13 protein-coding genes are annotated in these 15934 nt (G+C 55.2%); 6 read left to right on the forward strand and 7 right to left on the reverse strand.

Features of this window, described 5'->3' with window-relative positions:
- Both QN377_RS03265 and QN377_RS03270 read left to right on the forward strand, forming a co-directional pair.
- Positions 1-562, forward strand: a 562-nt coding sequence (locus QN377_RS03265; protein WP_323567609.1) for a sulfatase-like hydrolase/transferase, incomplete at its 5' end; no start/stop codon positions are given.
- Positions 563-701: 139 nt separating this feature from the next.
- A complete protein-coding gene (locus tag QN377_RS03270; protein ID WP_095019293.1) occupies positions 702-2915 on the forward strand; it encodes a TonB-dependent siderophore receptor in 2214 nt (737 codons plus the stop codon).
- A gap of 52 nt (positions 2916-2967) precedes the next feature.
- Here QN377_RS03270 and QN377_RS03275 read toward each other — a convergent pair whose 3' ends face one another.
- The 6 genes from QN377_RS03275 to QN377_RS03300 form a co-directional block, all read right to left on the reverse strand.
- On the reverse strand, positions 2968-3453 hold the full coding sequence (locus tag QN377_RS03275) for a GNAT family N-acetyltransferase (protein WP_322212596.1): 486 nt from the start codon (positions 3451-3453) through the stop codon (positions 2968-2970).
- Between the two features lie 90 nt (positions 3454-3543).
- Positions 3544-3912, reverse strand: a complete 369-nt coding sequence (locus QN377_RS03280; protein ID WP_232527641.1) for a hypothetical protein — start codon at positions 3910-3912, stop codon at positions 3544-3546.
- Positions 3884-7150, reverse strand: a complete 3267-nt coding sequence (locus tag QN377_RS03285) for a transporter substrate-binding domain-containing protein (protein ID WP_322212595.1) — start codon at positions 7148-7150, stop codon at positions 3884-3886. The genes QN377_RS03280 and QN377_RS03285 overlap by 29 nt, the downstream gene beginning before the upstream one ends.
- Positions 7151-7774 (reverse strand): response regulator transcription factor, encoded by a 624-nt coding sequence (locus QN377_RS03290; RefSeq protein ID WP_095001652.1) that lies wholly within the window; start codon positions 7772-7774, stop codon positions 7151-7153.
- 391 nt (positions 7775-8165) lie between these two features.
- A complete protein-coding gene (gene mgtA / locus QN377_RS03295; RefSeq protein ID WP_322212592.1) occupies positions 8166-10928 on the reverse strand; it encodes a magnesium-translocating P-type ATPase in 2763 nt (920 codons plus the stop codon).
- 347 nt (positions 10929-11275) lie between these two features.
- On the reverse strand, positions 11276-11755 hold the full coding sequence (locus QN377_RS03300; RefSeq protein WP_095019296.1) for a sigma-70 family RNA polymerase sigma factor: 480 nt from the start codon (positions 11753-11755) through the stop codon (positions 11276-11278).
- 319 nt (positions 11756-12074) lie between these two features.
- Here QN377_RS03300 and dkgB point away from each other — a divergent pair, with 319 nt between their 5' ends.
- Positions 12075-12878, forward strand: a complete 804-nt coding sequence (gene dkgB, locus QN377_RS03305; RefSeq protein ID WP_095019297.1) for a 2,5-didehydrogluconate reductase DkgB — start codon at positions 12075-12077, stop codon at positions 12876-12878.
- 154 nt (positions 12879-13032) lie between these two features.
- On the opposite strand, the gene zapE is transcribed toward dkgB, so the two are convergent.
- Positions 13033-14151: a cell division protein ZapE gene (gene zapE / locus QN377_RS03310; protein ID WP_322212591.1), complete on the reverse strand. Its 1119-nt coding sequence runs from the start codon at positions 14149-14151 to the stop codon at positions 13033-13035.
- Positions 14152-14455: 304 nt separating this feature from the next.
- Between zapE and QN377_RS03315 the strand changes: the two genes are divergently transcribed.
- The 3 genes from QN377_RS03315 to QN377_RS03325 all read left to right on the forward strand — a co-directional run bounded on the left by QN377_RS03315 (position 14456) and on the right by QN377_RS03325 (position 15917).
- Positions 14456-14710 (forward strand): DUF2790 domain-containing protein, encoded by a 255-nt coding sequence (locus QN377_RS03315; protein WP_095001658.1) that lies wholly within the window; start codon positions 14456-14458, stop codon positions 14708-14710.
- Between the two features lie 285 nt (positions 14711-14995).
- Positions 14996-15253 (forward strand): DUF2790 domain-containing protein, encoded by a 258-nt coding sequence (locus QN377_RS03320; protein WP_095019298.1) that lies wholly within the window; start codon positions 14996-14998, stop codon positions 15251-15253.
- Between the two features lie 112 nt (positions 15254-15365).
- Positions 15366-15917, forward strand: coding sequence for a GNAT family N-acetyltransferase (locus QN377_RS03325; RefSeq protein WP_095001660.1), 552 nt, complete (start codon positions 15366-15368; stop codon positions 15915-15917).
- The last annotated feature ends 17 nt before the right edge of the window (positions 15918-15934 follow it).

Below are 15934 nucleotides of genomic sequence, written 5' to 3' on the forward strand. Positions count from 1 at the left end.
CCAGTACCGTTATCCACCGACCTTTGACAAATTTGTCGACCGTAGTGGCGTACCCGCCGGTTTGAGCGATGCACAAGTACCCACCTACAACAGCTACGACAATGCCGTTCTGTACAACGATTTTGTTGTATCGAGCCTGATCAAGGACTTTGCCAAGACCGACCCCAATGGTTTCCTGCTGTACCTGTCGGACCACGGTGAAGACGTGTTCGACTCGGTCGGCCACGCGACGCTGGGCCGCAACGAGGCCAAGCCGACAGCCCCGATGTACACCATTCCGTTTATGGCCTGGGCCTCGCCCAAGTGGCGTGAAAACCATGCCTGGAATTTCGCTGCCGACCTCGGGCGACCTTACAGCAGCTCGCAGTTTATCCACACCTGGGCAGACCTGGCGGGCCTCAGTGCCGACGAACTGGACGACAAGAAAAGCCTGGTCAGCGACACGTTTGTCGCCCGCCCGCAGCTGATTGGCGACCCCTACTCGCGCCCACAAAAGGCCTTGATCGACTTCAGCCTGATCAAGCCAAAACAGCCCGCCCCTGCCAACGTGGTCCAGCAATAATCAACGTGCGGGGCGCACGGCGCGCCCCGCAGGTTTCCGACACTTCTTTACAAATAATTCTCTTTTCGCCTAACTCCGCGCCTTGTCATTCGTTTGAAGCACTGAACAACTTCATAACAACGACAAGGAGTCGGCAGCGATGTTCGCGCCAATCACCCGTTCCATGACCCTCACCCTCGGCCTCATCAGCAGCGCCGCATGCCCGCAATTACTGGCGGATACCGAGCAGGAAGAGGTCAAGAAAACGACCCGATCACTGGAGCTGGGCACCACCAGCGTCACAGCCCAGGGCCTGGGTGCCACCACAGAAAATACCGGTTCCTACACCACGGGCTCGACCAGTACCGCGACCAAACTCAACTTGAGCATTCGCGAAACTCCGCAGTCGATCTCGGTCGTCACCCGTCAGGAAATGGACGACTTCGACCTCAACACCCTGACCGAAGCCATGCGCCATACCACAGGCATTGTGGTACAGCACAACGACTCGGACCGGGTCAGCTACTCGTCCCGCGGCTACACCATCAATAACTTCCAGATTGACGGCATGCTCAACACCTTCAGTTTTATGAAGACCGATGCCGACACCATTATCTACGACCGTATTGAAGTAGTGCGCGGCGCCACCGGCCTGACCACCGGCGCGGGCGACCCGTCGGGCACCATCAACATGATCCGCAAACGCCCTACCCACCAGTTGCAGGCCAAGGCCGGTGCTTCAGGCGGCAGCTACGACAACTATTACAGCTATGTCGATGTGGGCGGCCCGCTGGCCTTCGACGGCCGCCTGCGCGGGCGCACGGTGCTGGCCTATCGCGACAGCAAATCGTTTCGCGATATCTACGCCCTCAAGCGCGAAGTGGCTTACGGCATTCTGGAAGCCGACCTGAGCGACAGCACTGTTCTGGCCGTGGGTTACGACTACCAGGACAAGCAGGTAAAGGGTTCTTCCTGGGGCACCACACCTTACTGGACCGGCTCGGGCGACAAAGCCAATTTCGGGCGCTCGACCAACCTGGCGACTTCCTGGAGTTCATGGCCGATGAAGGACAAAACCGCCTTCGCCACCCTCGACCAGCAACTGGTCAATGACTGGCGCCTCAAAGCAGCCTACACCCATCGCACCAGCGACGCTGAAGGTAAGGTTTATTACGCCGGCGGCGGCTTCCCCAACCCCGATGGTACGGGCATGTCGGCCTATGCCAGCCACTTTATCGGCGAAGAGAAGATGAGCGCCGTTGACGTCAATATCTCGGGCACCTACCCCTTGTTCGGGCGTGATCACGAGTTGATGGTGGGTTATGGCCAGGCCAAGAACGACAACACCTCGCCCCTGATGGTTGACCTCAACCCGGACGACTACTACAACATCCCCAATTGGCAAGACATGAGCGCGATTCCCAAATATCAGGATTTCAATACCGGTATTGAAGGGACTCACGACGTCATCAAGCAGAAATCCGGCTACCTGGCCACGCGCTTTAACCTGACCGATCAATGGCATGCCGTACTGGGCACCCGGTATGGCAGCTGGCAAAGCTCCAGCACCAACTTCCCTGCCCCGAAAGTCAGCCAGACCCAAAACGATGTGATTACGCCTTACGCCGGCGTGCTGTATGACTTCACCGACGAGTTGACGGCCTACGCGAGTTATACCGACATCTTCAAGCCAACCACCAGCAAGGACGCCAGCAACTCCTACCTTGAGCCGGTGGTGGGCAGCAACTATGAGCTGGGGCTGAAGGGTAGCTTCTTGCAGGAGCGCCTCAACCTGTCGACGGCGGTGTTCTGGAGCAAGCAGGACAATGTGCCGGAAATCGATGACTCAGTACCACGCGGCCCCAAGGGCGAGGAATATTACAAATCGGGCGGCAAGGGCAACAAGATCAACGGTTTCGAAGTCGAGCTGGCCGGTGAAGTGATGCGCGACTGGAATATGCTTGCAGGCTACACCTACACCCATTCGCGCAACGCCGCAGGCCAGCGCATGAATACTGCAGCGCCTTTGAACATGCTCAAGATTTCGAGCACCTACCGCCTGCCTGGGGACTGGAATGCAATGACCGTGGGGGCGGCCGTCAACTGGCAAAGCGATATCTATCGTGCCGCCAATCGCCCGACCGGCGAGAAAAATGACAAAGGCAACCCGATTACCTTCAAGGAAGACATCACTCAGAAGTCCTACACCCTGGTCGACCTGATGGCCCGCTACAAGTTTGACGAACACGTCTCGGCATCCCTGAACGTCAAAAACCTGTTCGATGAAAAGTACTACGAAAACGTAGGTTTCTATAACGGCGTGTTCTGGGGTGATCCGCGGACGGTGAGCGTTGGCCTGGAGTGGACACTGTAGGCAGAGGAGGCAAACCTTGTAGCTCGTCAACTGCTACAAGGTTTTTCTACAGTTACAAATATTTGTTCCAGAACAGCATGCGCCCGTGCGCCGGGTCGAGCTGGCCATCGCTGAAGCCGAATTTGCGATAGGAACCTTGCGCCACAGGGTTGCCCTCGAGTACTTCGAGGGTGATCTTGCAGCAGCCGCGTTCGCGGGCGATGTCCTCTACCTTGAGCAACATCTTCTGGCTCAGGCCCAGACCGCGAAACGTATCGACCACCGACACATCATGCACATTGACCAGGGGTTTGCCGGCAAAGGTGGAAAAGCCTTCAAAGCAGTTAACCAGACCCGCCGCCTCACCGTTGACGAACGCCAGTACGCTGAAGGCATGAGGGCGCTTGGCAAGCTCTGCCGGCAAGTGCGCCAATACCGTTTGCGACAACGCTTCACCTCCGCCCATCGGGTCCCGGGCGTAGTGATTCAACACGTCCCTTAACGCCTGGGCATGAACCGGGTTGGTATAGTCTGCTTGCACTACGACGACATCCGACATTACGGGTTTTCCTTGACGAGTCCGGGCATTGGTTTGTTGTAACAACGCCAGACCTTATCGCGGCCCCGGCAATGCAGACAAGTGCCTGTTTCAGGGGTTGGCAGAAACATCCAGCATCGGCATCACACTGGCAAGCTGATTCACAAAACTGTCGGCATCCGTGTAAATCAGTACATGCCGAAACTGCGAGTTGTCCTTGCGATATTCGACCTCATCCGCAATAACCTCACCTGCCATTTTCTGACTGATCAACAACACATCATATTCATTGGTGGGTGCTGCCTTCAGGCTTACCAGCGCCTCGCCATGGTACAAAGGCGCGATCCGGTAATAGCCCAGAATATTAAGAGCCCTTTCTATTTTCAGAGCCTCGTTCGGGTCTGCATCGGCAATCAGTATTCGTAAAGATTTTGTTGGCATTGCAGCCTCGTCATCCATGTGATTGATTAGCTTGAGCATAATGTTCAAGTTCGTCAGCCAACTGCTCCATACTGCTGTGAAGTGCATCGACCGCGACGGTGAGTTCTTCTGATTTTCCGGACTGGCAAACCGCTTCCAGTTGTTCGCAACACTCAATCAGCTTCCTGGCCTGAATAAGTCTGCCCCCTCCTTTGATGCCATGGGCCAGGGCAGCCAGGCCTGCGTAATCATCTTTCAAAAAGAGTTCGATCAGGGCAGTGAGATCGAGACGATTTCTTGTAGAAAGCTCTGCAAGAAGTGTATGAATCATCTGCTCATCACCCTGACTCAACTGTTTAAGATACGTCAGATCAATCTTATCGCCTTGATCAGATTCATCGGCATCGGTATATATCAGGTTCTGCGCCTGACCAGTTGCCAGGCAGGCGCTCAAGTCTTTCAGGCTGATGGGCTTGAACAGGCATTGATCCATTCCCGCATCGAGACAACGCTCAACTTCGCCGGGCTGTGCGTTCGCAGTAAAACCAAAAATCTGGCAAGGGGCCTTTCCCAGCTGCGCCTCTTCGGCTCGTATTGCCTGGGCCAACTGATAGCCATTGATGACCGGCATCGAGCAATCAGTAATTACCAGGTCGAAAGCCCCCTGCCGCCACGCCTTGAGGCCCAGCTCGCCATTCTCGGCGTCTGACACACGGTGCCCCAGATAGCTGAGTTGCTGGGCCAGCAGCATCCGGTTAGCCGGATAATCATCCACGACCAGAATGTTCAGCGACCGGGTAATGGCCGGGGCTTGCTCGAGGGCGTCTGCAGCTTGCTCTTCATGTTCAAGCAGAGGCACTACCATCATGATCTCAACTTGGGTGCCCAGCCCCTCAACACTGCTGAGGTGCAACTGGCCTCCCATCATTTCGCAGAGCTCACGGCAAATCACCAGGCCCAGGCCTGAGCCCTGACGCGCAGATTGCGTGTTGTTACTGGACTGAACAAAAGGGTTGAACAGCAGGCTCTGGTCTTCCTCAGAAATACCCACGCCGGTGTCCTTCACGCGCAAACAGATCGCTGTATGCTGCGCATCTGCAGCCAGCCCCAATGTCAATATCAGCCGGACCTCCCCCGTGTCCGTGAACTTGATGGCATTACTCAGCAAATTGGAAACGATTTGCTTGAAGCGTATCGGATCAATCAGCACATCCACATCCGCTGCCGGGCTCGATTCACAGACCAGGCTCAACTGCTTCTGCCGCGCCAGCCCATCAAACATTCGTGCCACGGCTTCTACCAGCGACTTGATATTTGAGCGTTTGGGGTGCAATGAAAGATGACCGGACTCAATGCGCGCGATATCCAGAATATCGCCAATCAAATCGAGCAACTCGTGGGCCGAGACTGAGGCCACTTCGATTGCGAAACGATCAATAACGCCTTGGTCGGCCTTTTTCATGGCCAATTCGAGCATGCCAATGACCGCATTCATGGGGGTGCGGATCTCATGACTCATGGTTGCGAGAAAGGTGGTCTTTGCCCGGTTTGCCGCATCGGCACTTTGCTTGGCAGCATTCAACTCATTCACCAGCTGCTGGCGCCTGCCTATGACTCTCTGCAAATAGGTAATCCATACAATGGCAACCAATAGCAACGCCGCGGCAATGGCAAACCCTCTTACAATCGCAGGACGGTTGCGCAGCCAGTAGCTCTCAACCTCTGGTGTGTCAGTGAACCAACGACCGGTCAGCTCACTCAAGTCTCCTGGAGTGATATTGAGCAAGGCCTTGTCCAGAATGGCGCTTAACTGCTGATCATTGCCGGCAGTGGCAAAACCGATCTGCTCGGGTTGAGTACCTACGGTGCTGGTGATTTTCAGCTGATTGTCAAAGCGTCGCGAAACCAGATAACGCGCATTGACCAACACGCTGATCGCGGCATCAGCGCTTCCCTCTGCCACCATGGCCAGGGCCGCAGGCGGGTTGTCTGCTTCCTGAATCTGAACCTGCGGATAGTTCTGCGCAATAAAGTCGCGCAGTACATTGCCGCGAACCATCACGACACGCCCGCCAGCCATTTCATCCAGGGTTTGAGGTCCCTCTGAGCCGATACGGGAAATAAGCACAAAAGGGGTTGTGAGGTAGGGCCGGGTAAAGCTCAGTTGATTTTCTCGGGCGGTACTGCTCGTGATAGCCCCCAACACATCTGCCTTGCCCGACTTGACCAGTTCAATCCCCTGCGCCAGCGTATACACACGCACTGCCTCGAAATTAAGCCCTGTGCGTGTACTGATGCTGGATAAAAGATCGGCAATCAAGCCTTTGAACCTGCCTTGCTCATCAAAAAAGGACAGTGGCTGGAACGCATCATAAATTGCCACTTTTAACCGCGGATGCTCAGCTATCCAGCGCTGCTCGCTGGCTGCAGGGGTAAACTGCCATGGGGCATACGTTTTTGGCCCGTCGAAGCTCCAGCGGCGCAGAATTGTCATGCGGTCACTGGCTGGGATCGCCGCCAGCGCTGTATTGACGATACGCAGTAACCCCGGATTTTTACGATTCACCGCAAAGGCGAAGGGGTTGTCTTCCAGTCGCGAGAAATCGGCCAATTGCACATTGTTCAGGTAGTTCTTGTGAATCAGGTAACTGGCACTAATAAAATCCCCAAGATATACATCCGCTTGGCCAAACGCCACGGCGCCAATGGCCGTCAGGGTTGACGGATACAACTGCAAGCTAGCTTTGGGGTAGAAGTCCTGGACCTTCTGCGGCGGCAGGTAGTGATCGAGCATGGCCACACGCAGCCCCGCCAGATCAACTGGCGGACGCTCCTGGTTACTGCTGCGGGTCACCAGAGAAGGCGAATCGTCTGCGTACGCACGGCTTAACACCAGCTCAGGATATTGCGCTTCGAAACCATTGGAACTGCTCAACAAATCCAGCTCACCACCCTTGAGCGCTTCTATCGCCTGCGGCCTTGAAGGGTAACGCTTGACCACAATGTCAGTGCGTAGCAACTGCGACAGCAGTTGCGCGTAGTCGGCCGTCAACCCTTCAAAGTCCTGACCGTTTACCGTCATTTCAAAAGGACCGTAGTCAGGTGCGGAGATACCCAGACGCAAAGGTCCGTGTTGCTTGAGCCACTGCCTGTCTGATGGTTCAAGTGCCACGCTGTACGCCTCGACATTGGAGCGCCCCATCAATTGCAAGGTCTGTACTTTTGGGTCAGCGGCTGCAGCGGGCTGTCCAAGAACCAGGAGCAGCCCTGCAAGCCCCAGACATTGAAGGATGTTCAATTAAATCAAATCATTGCGCTTGGCAAATTCAGCCAAGTAGACGACCGATTTTATATTCAACTTTTCGATCAGGCGCGCCTTGTAAGTACTGATGGTTTTGCTGCTAAGAATCATATCTTCAGCAATCTTCTTATTACTCAGGCCCCGGGCAAGCTGTTGCAGTATGTACAATTCTCGCGCCGACAAATTCTGTATCAATTCTATGTCGCTCATACTTGTATCACTGTTTCGCACTGAGCTGGCCGCCAAAAATGGAAAAAAGGTATAGCCGTCCATGATTACTTTTACCGCTCTCATCAACTCAGTGAGATCCTGGCCTTTGGTAATAAAACCTGCCGCCCCTGCTTTCATGCTCCGCTGCGAATAAAACAGGGGGGATTGGGACGTGACCACCAAAATGCGACTTTTAACCTCCGAAGCCCTGATTCTGTTGATCACCTCCAGACCATCCAGGCCTGGCATGGTGATATCAAGGATGATCAAGTCAACATTATGCTTGCGAGCCAATTGAACAGCATCGGCGCCATTGTCTGCTTCAGCCACGACTTCATGACCATCACTCTCCAGCAACAACTTCATCGCCGATCGAATAAGTGGATGATCATCAGCAATCAACACTCTCATACATTTAACCCTCTAGTAGTAAGCCGGGCATCAGCGTATGTCAGGCGTGAATGTATCGTTTTGAATAGGTTCAATTGGTTATTCTCAAAAAAACAACCGAATGAGTGATACTGAAATTATAGGATAAATCCTGCAATCAGCGTCCACCATTGCGACAATATTCGCGCATAACACACATAGCCCGTTCGCAATCGCGCCGCGCATAATCACTAATCGAATACGATTTACGAGAAGGGAAATAGCTACACGTCATGTGCGAATTTTCTTAATCTTCCAAATGGTTGTGGGTAAATCACTGCAGTCTGTTGATCCATCACACCGGCCCTTTAAGACCAGGGCCCACGCAAAGACAAAAGACTGCAGTTTTTCGGCCAACTGCCCCGGCCAGGCCTTATTGCCAGCCAAACCTGCGAATATAAAAGCTTTTCACGGCCTGGGTCAGCGCCATGTAAGCCAGTAAAATCACGGGCAAGAACACAAAGTACAGCGGCGGCAGCGCCTGCAATTTGAAGTAGCCCGCCAGTGGCCCCATCGGCAGGAAGATGCCCACTGCCATGATCACCCCTGTCATCACCATCAGCGGCATCGCTGCGCGGCTCTGCAGAAACGGGATTTTAGGCGTGCGAATCATGTGCACGATCAGGGTTTGAGTCAGCAACCCGACCACGAACCAGCCCGACTGGAAAAGGGTCTGGTGTTCAGGTGTGTTGGCCTTGAACACGTACCACATCAAGCCAAACGTCAGGATGTCGAAAATCGAACTGATCGGCCCAAAAAACAGCATGAAACGGCCTACATCCGCAGGCTGCCAGCGCTGTGGCTTTTTCAGCATTTCCTCATCGACGTTATCGAACGGGATGGCAATTTGTGACACGTCATACAGCAAGTTCTGAACCAGCAAATGCATTGGCAACATCGGCAAAAAAGGAATGAATGCACTGGCCACCAGCACCGAGAACACATTGCCGAAGTTCGAACTGGCTGTCATTTTGATGTACTTGAGCATATTGGCGAAGGTTCTACGCCCTTCCAGCACGCCCTCCTCCAGCACCATCAGGCTTTTCTCCAGCAGGATGATGTCAGCTGCTTCCTTGGCAATATCCACGGCACTGTCCACCGATATGCCGATATCCGCCGTGCGCAGTGCCGGAGCGTCGTTGATGCCATCACCCATAAAACCCACAACATGGCCATTAGCCTTGAGTAAACGCACGATGCGTTCCTTGTGCGTGGGTGTCAGTTTGGCAAATACGTTGGTGGTCTCCACAGCCACGGCCAGTTGGGCATCCGTCATCCGTTCAATATCATTGCCCATCAGCAAGCCTTGCTGCTCCAGGCCCACCTCACGACAGATCTTGGCCGTAACCAGCTCGTTGTCACCTGTCAGAACCTTTACCGCTACCCCGTGCTCGGCCAGGGCTTTAAGCGCCGGTGCGGTGCTCTCCTTGGGCGGGTCGAGGAACGCCACATAGCCAATCAACGTCAACTCCTGCTCATCACTCAGGCTGTAAGCGTCACGCCCATCAGCCATGGACCGCGCAGCCACGGCCACAACGCGCAAGCCCTCTTCGTTGAATGCCGCAGTCACTTGGCGAATGCGCACCAAGAGTTCATCGCCAAGAGTTTCTTCCTGCTCACCATGACGAACTGTCTTACATACGGAGAGTACTTCCTCGACAGCTCCCTTACAGATCAGCAAGTGCGGCCGGTCCTGCTCGACCACTACCACCGACATGCGCCGACGGGTAAAGTCGAACGGAATTTCATCGACCTTGCTGAAGGCCGTCCCCACGTTCAATTCGCGGTGGACCTCGACGTGCTCCAGTACTGCCACGTCCAGCAGATTTTTCAACCCGGTCTGGTAATAGCTGTTGAGGTAGGCCATTTCCAGTACGTCGTCAGACTCCTGCCCCCAGACATCCACATGCCGGGCCAGAAAAATCTTGTCCTGTGTCAGGGTCCCCGTTTTATCGGTGCACAGTACATCCATCGCACCAAAGTTCTGGATGGCATCCAGGCGTTTGACGATGACTTTTTTACGCGACAGGAAGACGGCTCCCTTGGCCAACGTCGAGGTCACAATCATTGGCAGCATTTCCGGAGTCAGCCCCACCGCAACGGAAAGTGCGAACAGCAAGGCTTCAGTCCAGTCGCCCTTGGTGAAGCCGTTGATAAACAGCACCAGCGGCGCCATCACAAACATGAACCGGATCAGCAACCAGCTGACTTTGTTGACCCCGGCCTGGAATGAGGTCGCACCGCGCTCAGTGGTCCCGACGCGCTGCGCCAGAGCACCGAAATAGGTGTTATTACCGGTCGTCAGCACGACCGCAGTGGCGGCCCCGGACACCACGTTGGTGCCCATGAACAAAATAGTGTCCAGTTCCAGCGGGTTGCTGGTCTGGCTGTCGAGCTGACGCGCAAACTTTTCCACGGGCATGGATTCGCCCGTCATCGCGGCCTGGCTGACGAACAAATCCTTGGCGCTGAGCACCCGGCAATCTGCCGGGATCATGTCGCCAGCAGACAATACGATCAGATCGCCCGGCACCAACTGCTTGATCGGCAGCTCGATACGCTGCGCCCCCCTGATCTGGCGTGAGGCGCCGGAAAACTTGCCGAACACGGGCGAAGCGTCTGCACTGAAATCGCGACGCATCACCGTCGCGGTGTTGCTCACCATGTCTTTGAGCGCATCGGCGGCTTTGTTGGACTTGGCCTCTTGCCAAAAACGCAGCACGGTCGACAGCACCACCATGGTGCCGATCACCACCGCCGCCTGAATGTCATCAGTGGCCAGGGAAACTGCGGCCAGCAAGGTCAGCAGCAAGTTGAACGGGTTTTTGTAGCAATGCCACGCGTGTACCCAGGGGCTTAGCGGCTGCTCGTGTTCGATCTCATTGAGGCCGTGGCGATCGCGCAGCACATCGACCTCGGCGTCGCTCAAACCGTCGGTGTGGGTGCCCAGGTTGTCGATCAGTACCGCGCTGTCACTGTTGGCCGCGACCACCAGCATCTGTGCCAGCGTGGGTGGTACTTCGCGGTTGACCGTGGTGTTGGTCAGGCTGTCGAGCAGGACCAGACGCCGGAAATGCCGGCCAATATGGCGAGTCCGCAAAAAGCCGGCGAAAAATTCTTTCAGGGAGAGTTTCATGGTGCTGCTCCTGCGCCGCCTGCGCTCACGCCATGCAGAGTACCTGCGCAGCCGGCATTGATCTGAGGCCTTCGTTCATGGGGTCAAACTCGTGAGCGAGCCAAAAGGCACGCGCATGCAACGTGCTGCGACCTGCCACTGGAGGGGCGTAATCACATACGTTTCTGTGTCGATAAGTGGACTTGGGCAATCAGGCCAGAACAGCCCAACCAAGACGCCAACTGCTTATGCGCGACGTTTTCGAGATTAAACCTTGGTGGGGTTTGTGGTGCGCATATAAGAAAGTTCTTCAGGCGCAGTTCAGTTTCATCTCTGAAATGTCATGCAATCTGATTTTTTAGCGCCACTCAGGCGTTGTCCCACTGCCTGATACGGATTCGGCAATGCTTCATGGCGTTAACGATATGCTTCTCGACCACACTGCGCGATACCCCGAGGCGTTCGGCGATTTCAGGGTGCGACAGTCCTTCGATCTTGCGCAGCAGAAAACACTCGCGACACGCCGCAGGCAGCTCAGCCAGGGCTTTCTGGATCATGGCCAGGCGCTGGTCGTGGTCCATTAATAGTTGAGGCGAGGGGCTGTAAAAACGCTCTTCGCTATCCAGCACTTCCAGCGGTTCGGCCTGGCGCAGGCTGCTGCGGCGATGGCCGTCGATCACCAGATTAAGTGCAGTGCGATACAAAAAAGCACGTGGCTGCGCGATCGGCTCGTCGCCTGAACGCTCCAGCACTCGCACATAAGCGTCATGCACCACGTCTTCGGCCGCCTGGGCATTACCCAGCCTGGCACTCAAAAAGCCCACCAGTTCGCGATAGTAGTTTTCCAACAGGACTCCTGGCCGCAACAGCAGCGGCAACACTCCATGAGCGCAGAAACAGATCTAATGGGATAACGGCGTGATGATGGCACTTTTGTAGATGTAATTTATAGTAATTCTCATATAGATTTAAACCCCACCTCCTCAAACAACTGCGAAACATTCAGCAGCATCCCAATCGGCAAACCGCTAATGGGGTGGCAGTCGGGGGGGGTCAGCTGAAGATTCATGATCTGTGGTCAAGAGTGCTTTGCTTGGCCAGCGGTTTTTCCGCCGGTGAAGGGCGAGGATACTCAACCTCATTCTTACGTCCACCAAGGAGATATCCATGACAGTTCCAGCATTTGGCCTCGGTACATTTCGCCTTAAAGGCCAGGTAGTCATAGACTCGGTCAGCAATGCCCTGGACCTGGGCTACCGCGCCATCGACACCGCACAGATTTACGAAAATGAAGCTGAAGTCGGCCAGGCCATTGCCGAAAGCGGCGTGGCGCGTGACGAACTGTTTATCACCAGCAAAATTTGGGTCAGTAATTTCGCCAGGGCGCAACTGATCCCCAGCCTTGAAGAGAGCCTGAAAAAACTGCGCACCGACCATCTGGACCTGACCCTGATTCACTGGCCGAGCCCTGACAATGCAGTCCCGGTAGCCGAGTTTATGGGCGCATTGCTTGAAGCCAAAGAAAAGGGCCTGACCCGGCAGATTGGCGTCTCGAACTTCACCATCGCCCTGATGAAAGAAGCCATTGCCGCGGTGGGCGCGGAAAATATCGCGACCAACCAGATCGAACTGCACCCCTACCTGCAAAACCGCAAAGTGGTGGAATTCGCACAAAGCCAGGGCATCCATATAACCTCGTACATGACCCTGGCTTACGGCGAAGTGCTTAAAGATCCAGTGATCATGGCCATTGCCGACCGCAATAACGCCACTGCGGCACAAGTGACCCTGGCCTGGGCCATGCAATTGGGCTATTCGGTGATTCCGTCTTCGACCAGGCGCAGCAACCTTGAGAGCAACCTCAAGGCCTGCTCACTGAAACTGAGCGATGACGACATGGCCCGGATTGCAGCCCTGGACCGCGGCCATCGCCTGACCAACCCGCAGAGCGTTGCGCCAGCGTGGGATTGACCTTGAATCCTTCAAGCCCCTTGTAGTCGCTGACGAGGAACGAAGGCTGCGAGCGGCTGGACACGTTCAGAAGGGGCACCCTCCCATTGCTTTCAAGCCCCCCTCGCAGCCTCGCTCCGCGAGTCAGCGACTACACGGCCCACGCAATCACGGGTTATTGGAGGCCAAACCGCTGCAACTGCATTTCCTGCAGCCGGCTCAAGGTGCGGCGAAAGGCAAACTCCAGGTACCCCTGGGTATACAACTGATCCATCGGCACCTGCGCTTCAATACACACCGGTACCTTGCGGTCATAGCACTCGTCGATCAGGGCAATAAAACGCCGCACACTGTCATCGTATTTTGACAGTTGCGGCAGCTCACGATCCCCCGCCTCGACCTTCACCGCCCCGTCTTCCGTACCACGGGCTATTTTGCCTTCGCGCTGCTCGGCACTCAGGCAGGGCACTTCGCTGAGCAACATGACCTTGTAACGATCACAAATCTGCATGAACTCAGTGGCCGCCAGCGGCTGCTCGCACAGCTCATGAAAATTGCACCACAGCACCCCATCACTGGCCTGCACCACGTTCAGCGAGCGATGGCCCACATCAATGGGTTGGTCAGACACCGCCTGGCCCTCGGTCAAGGATCTGAACACCGGCTCTATGGCACTCGGCCGGCCCGGCCCGGTCACCCAGTAACGCTGATGTGCAATGCCGGGATGCAGGCGGTGGTCTTCAATACCGTTTACCGCCACCACCTCCATATGCTTGAGAATCGCCGTAATACCGGGAGCAAAACGATCACGGTTAAAACCGTGACCATAAAGGTCGTTCGGTGGCTGGTTTGAGGTACAAACCAGCACCACGCCTTCATCGAACATCACCTGAAACAGACGCCCAAGAATAATCGCATCGGCAATGTCATTGACGAACAGTTCGTCAAAGCACAGCACCTTCACTTCCGCGCCCAGGCCTTTAGCCAGTGTCTTCAGCGGGTCCGCCGTACCGGTCAGCTGAAACAGGCGCTGATGTACCCATTGCATAAAGTGATGAAAATGCTGACGCCGTGCGGGCACCCGCAGGCTTTGATAGAACTGATCCATCAACCAGGTTTTGCCCCGCCCCACCGGCCCCCACAAATACACGCCATTGACCGGCTGCGCACCCGAGTGCAGGGCCTCATGGCAGCGCTGCAAGGCCTGGACTGCAACCCATTGGGCGGGGTCGTGGACAAAGCCCTGGTGTTCGACAGCTTGTTGATAGGCATTAAGGGGGGACTCGACATTCATATCGATAAATGGCTCCTGAATCAGAGAGGCCAGTATGCCAGCCAGGAGACGACCCAGGCACTTGAAAAATAACCCAGGACCCTCACATTGTTACCCATGTGGTAACAGAGCATTTTGCCATCAGCTATTTTTACTTTTGCAAATCAGCGTAACCTCACTCACATGACTCAACTATCAGTTGCACTTGAAACTCCGGTACTTCGTACGCACCCGGCTACCTTGTCGGGTGTCGTAACTTCTTCCCGCCTTATCGGCAAATGAAGTCAGTCAGCTTTAAATCTTGATTACTTTAGAGGCCAATCACATGAAAAATCTTATTGCACTGTTTCTTGCCGGTTTTGCCACATTGGCTGTTGCAGGTGAAACTTCCACTGTTCAGCCTGCGACTGTAGAACACTACCACTACGGTACCCAACTGGATATTGCGCGGGTGGTCAGCCTGTCCAACATACCCAAGGTGTGTGAAGTGGTACCGGCCACCATGGTCTATGAAGACTCCCAGGGCCAGCGCCACACCCTTGAATACCAGGTGATGGGCGACGGCTGCAGCACCCACTAAAGTTCAATGGTTGCACGCACGGATGCGACCCCAGCCCCCTCTTTGAGGGGGCTTTTTCGTGGTGCAGCGGAAAAAGCGTCGATTGTTACTGATCCGGAAAGACTCCATGACGATCTTTTGACTTTAATCAATACGCAGCGCGCGTATTCTATGTACATCCCTCAACGCAACACTGAAACAGGGCACGGTACTTCGTGTTACGCCACTTACTCCACGGCGTAACAACTTCGACCGCCACCATGGCAACTGAAGTCAGTGATTCGTGATTGTTTTAAGGTCCTATAAATGAAACGTTTGATCGCTCTTGCACTTATTGGCTTTTCTACCCTGGCGGCTGCTGACGAACTTCAAGTTACGCAACTACAACCGGTGGTCGAGCATTACACTTATGCCACCGACCTGGATATTGCCAAAGTTATCAGCGTGTCACCGGCTGCCGATGTCTGTGAAGTAGTACCCGCACAAATGACCTACGAAGACCACCAGGGTCAGCGTCATATTCTTGAGTATCGCGTGATGGGCAATGGTTGCAGTAACGGCTGATATTATCGCCAGGCGCAACTATCCCTATACAGCCCCCGTTTAACGGGGGCTTTTTTATGGATGGCATTGCGCGGTACTCTCGACGCAAACCAATGGCAAGGAGCCACCCACGATGCAGCCCCTACCTACCCTCCAGACCTCGCGACTGGTACTGCAACCCCTGCAACTAAGCGACGCGCCCGCCATCCAGAGGCGCTTTGCCCACTGGCAAGTCGTGCGCTACCTGAATGCAGTCGTGCCATGGCCCTACCCGGACGATGGCGCACTGAGCTATGTGCGTGACGTGGCGCTGCCAGCCATGGCCCGCAGCGAAGAGTGGCACTGGACGATTCGCCTGTTAGCAGAGCCAGATGAGCTGATTGGCAGCATCAGCCTGATGGATGCCGTGGACAACAACCGGGGGTTCTGGCTGGCGCCGCAATGGCAGGGTCAGGGGTTGATGAGCGAAGCCTGCGAGGTGGTCGATGCCTACTGGTTCAAGACCTTGCACCGCGCGTGCATGCACGTGCCCAAAGCGGCGCCCAATACGGCTTCACGACTTATTTCCGAGCGAGGCGGAATGCGCTTGATAGGCAGGGAAGAGAAAGACTTTGTCAGCGGCAGGCTGCCATGCGAGCTGTGGGGAATAACTCGCGAACAATGGTTGGCCCGGCAGAAAACCTGAGGCGTAAAAACACCCGA

This window comes from Pseudomonas sp. CCC4.1 (genome assembly GCF_035019225.1).
Lineage (GTDB): Bacteria > Pseudomonadota > Gammaproteobacteria > Pseudomonadales > Pseudomonadaceae > Aquipseudomonas > Aquipseudomonas bubulae.